This is a genomic window from Ruminiclostridium sufflavum DSM 19573 (genome assembly GCF_003208175.1).
GTDB lineage: Bacteria > Bacillota > Clostridia > Acetivibrionales > DSM-1351 > Ruminiclostridium > Ruminiclostridium sufflavum.
Genome location: NZ_QKMR01000051.1, coordinates 1 through 1,591, shown reverse-complemented (window position 1 = coordinate 1,591; position 1,591 = coordinate 1). Strand labels below are relative to the sequence as shown.

The 1,591-nt window shown below is 49.2% G+C and carries 1 rRNA gene; it reads left to right on the top strand.

The window, feature by feature from the left end:
* Positions 1-1,591: ribosomal RNA gene (locus LY28_RS18830) — 23S ribosomal RNA — on the top strand; the annotation flags it as partial.

The following is a 1,591-nucleotide window of genomic DNA, read 5'->3' as shown; positions in this document are numbered from 1 at the left end:
AGCATAGCGGAATGAGCAGCTGGAAAGCTGAGACCACAGAGGGTAAAAGTCCCGTACGCGAAATGTGAAGAGACAGGCCAGAATCCAGAGTACCACGAGGCACGTGAAACCTCGTGGGAAGCAGGGTGGACCACCATCCAAGGCTAAATACTAACTGGTGACCGATAGTGGAGCAGTACCGTGAGGGAAAGGTGAAAAGAACCCCGGGAGGGGAGTGAAAGAGAACCTGAAACCCTATGTTTACAAGCAGTTGAAGAGCGTTAAGGCTCGACAGCGTACTTTTTGTAGAACGGTCCGGCGAGTTATTGTATGCAGCGAGGTTAAGTACGTAAAGTACGGAGCCGAAGGGAAACCGAGTCTTAAATGGGCGAGGAGTTGCATGCTATAGACCCGAAACCGGGTGACCTACCCATGGACAGGTTGAAGCGGGAGTAAAATCTCGTGGAGGACCGAACCACATGACCGTTGAAAAGGTCTGGGATGAGCTGTGGGTGGCGGAGAAATTCCAATCGAACTCGGAGATAGCTGGTTCTCCCCGAAATAGCTTTAGGGCTAGCCTCAAGGGAAAGTCATACGGAGGTAGAGCACTGAATGGGCTAGGGGCCTTACCAGGTTACCGAACCCTATCAAACTCCGAATGCCGTAATGATGTTACTTGGGAGTCAGACTATGAGAGATAAGTCCCATGGTCAAAAGGGAAACAGCCCAGACCATCAGCTAAGGTCCCCAAATTACAGTTAAGTGGAAAAGGATGTGGGCTTGCTAAGACAACTAGGATGTTGGCTTAGAAGCAGCCACTCATTCAAAGAGTGCGTAATAGCTCACTAGTCGAGTGAGCCTGCGCCGAAAATGTCCGGGGCTAAACTGTATACCGAAGCTATGGATCAGCGTGCATCTAATAGTGTCACTTAGTGAAAATAAGCTGAGACATTTCACAAAGAGCAACAGATAAAGATAGAAAGAGAGCTTTTTGTCAAAGGTCATAAATGCTGAACTGTATACCGGAAGAAAAGTAAAGGGTACAGGAGAGAAGTTAAGAGACAGTATTAGATGCACGAGGGTGGTAGGGGAGCTTACTGTTGTAGGTTGAAGCACGACCGGAAGGACGTGTGGACGAAGCAGTAGTGAGAATGCCGGAATAAGTAGCGAGAGTAAAGTGAGAATCTTTACCGTCGAAAGCCTAAGGTTTCCTGGGGAAGGTTCGTCCGCCCAGGGTAAGTCTGGACCTAAGCTGAGGCCGAAAGGCGTAAGTGATGGACAACAGGTTGAAATTCCTGTACTGCCGTTATTCGTTATGAGAGAGGTGGGGACGCAGGAGGATAAGTCAAGCATACAGCTGGAAAAGTATGCGCAAGCGAGGTAGATAGTCTGGCAGGCAAATCCGCCGGATGTTTCGAAGGCGTGATGCGGAGGGAAAATAAGTACCGAAGTGACAGATTCCACACTGACGAGAAAATCCACTATCCAGAATAAAGGTACCAGTACCGCAAACCGACACAGGTAGGTGAGGAGAGAATCCTAAGACGAACGGGAGAAGCGTTGTTAAGGAACTCGGCAAATTGACCCCGTAAGTTAGCGAAAAGGGGTGCCA